This window comes from Caballeronia sp. (genome assembly GCF_049581465.1).
Taxonomy (GTDB): domain Bacteria; phylum Pseudomonadota; class Gammaproteobacteria; order Burkholderiales; family Burkholderiaceae; genus Caballeronia.
The window spans coordinates 1-2,053 of the sequence record NZ_JBAUSA010000424.1 but is presented as its reverse complement, the minus strand read 5'-3'; the positions used below and the strand labels follow the sequence as shown (position 1 = coordinate 2,053).

Genomic DNA, 2,053 nt, shown 5'->3' with positions numbered 1-2,053 from the left:
CTCTGGGCCCGCGCAGGGCGGCGGAGCCGTGGAGGGCGCCGGACATTCCCAAGGCCGCGCCGGCCAGTAGTCCCGAAAGCCACGAAAGCCACGAAGACCACGAAAGCAATGAACATTGATTCGTGACCGGCACCTCTACGCAACGGCCGACCAACCATCGGCAGATGTTCTGAAAAGTACTTGAAGGCACTCCAATCATGTCTGAAATCCCGATTGATCCCCACAAGCGTCACTACGCTTATTGCCTGCCGTTCGGCGCGCACCTGACCGATGCCGCCCACGCGCGTTATCGCTTCTGGGCTCCGTCGCGCGACAAGGTGCAGCTCGAGTTGTATGGAACCGACGGCAGCGTTTGCGGGCTCATCGACATGGAGCCCACCGGCGACGGCTGGTTCGAAACACTTGCAAAGGGTGGCGCAGGCACGCGATACCGCTATCGGCTGGATGAAAACTCGGCCGTCGCCGATCCCGCTTCGCGGTTTCAACCGGACGACGTCCACGGCCCGAGCGAGGTCGTCGATCCCCGTGCGTTCCAATGGCAGAACACCCACTGGCATGGCCGGCCGTGGGAGGAAACCGTGCTGTACGAAGTGCATGTCGGCGCGCTCGGCGGTTATGCGGGCGTGACGAGCCGGCTTGCGGAATACGCGAATCTCGGCGTGACTGCCATCGAATTGATGCCGCTGAACGACTTCAGCGGGTCGCGCAACTGGGGCTATGACGGTGTGCTGCCTTACGCGCCGGACTCGTCGTATGGGACGCCGGCCGAACTGAAGACGCTCATCGATACCGCGCACGGCCTCGACCTGATGGTCTTCCTCGATGTGGTCTACAACCACTTCGGCCCGGACGGCAATTATCTGAGCACCTATGCCAAGCCGTTCTTCCGCGAAGGCGTGGATACGCCGTGGGGCCCCGCGATCGACTTCGAACGTCCGCAAGTGCGCGACTTCTTCTTCGACAATGCCCTCTACTGGCTGAAGGAATATCGTTTCGACGGCCTGCGCTTCGACGCCGTTCACGCAATCCAGGACGATGAATGGCTGCGCGAACTCTCGGAGCGAATACGTGCATCGGTGGAACCGCAACGGCATGTGCATCTCGTGCTGGAAAACGAGCACAACACGTCGAATCTGCTGGAATCGCATTTCAACGCGCAATGGAGCGACGATGCGCACAATACGCTGCACGTGCTGCTGACGGGCGAGGACGAAAGCTATTACAGCGCGTATAGCGACAAGCCGATTGAAAAGCTCGCACGCGTGCTGAGCGAGGGCTTCGTGTATCAAGGCGAGCCGTCGCCCATTCACGACGGCCGTCCACGCGGCGAGCCGAGCGCGCACCTGCCGCCCACGGCCTTCGTGATGTTCCTGCAGAACCACGACCAGGTGGGCAATCGGGCGATGGGCGAGCGCTTGCGAACGCTCGCGTCCGAAGGCGCGCTGTATGCCGCGACCGGGCTCGCGCTTCTCTCGCCGCAAATTCCCATGTTGTTCATGGAGGAAGAGCACGGTTCCACGCAGCCGTTCCTGTTCTTCACCGACTATCACGACGCACTCGCCGACGCCGTTCGCGAAGGCCGTCGCAAGGAATTTGCGAAATTTTCGGCCTTCTCCGATGAAAAGCGCCGCGCGCAAATTCCCGATCCCAACGACGTCGCGACGTTCAAGCTTTCATCGCCGGGCGAAGCTGCGCCCGCCGCCGATCACATGGACTGGCTGCATTTTTACCGCTCGGCCTTGGCGGTGCGCTCGAAGTTGCTCATGGCACGCCTGAAGGGCGCGAGATCGCTTGCCGCAACGGTCATCGGCGAGAAGGCGGTGCTGGCGACCTGGAAACTCGGCGACGGCAGTACGTATTCGATTGCGCTTAACCTCGGCACGGCAGCCGTTGCGTTCGACGGCCAGCCCGCAGGCAAGGTCGTGTTCGAGACGCCGGCGCGTGCCCGCGATCGGGTGGACCGTGGCCAACTTGACCCGGAAACTTTTATCGCGTGGCTGACCGGCGATCTCGCCAAAGCCGCGTTCAATCACGACGTTCACAGCGTCAAAGC

Annotated in this window: 1 protein-coding gene; it reads left to right on the top strand. The window is 62.2% G+C overall.

Annotated elements, in window-relative coordinates; translation table 11 throughout:
- Window positions 1-197: 197 nt before the first annotated feature.
- Window positions 198-2,053 (top strand): malto-oligosyltrehalose trehalohydrolase (gene treZ, locus WCA53_RS10610; protein ID WP_423908903.1); only part of this gene is annotated, 1,856 nt, incomplete at its 3' end.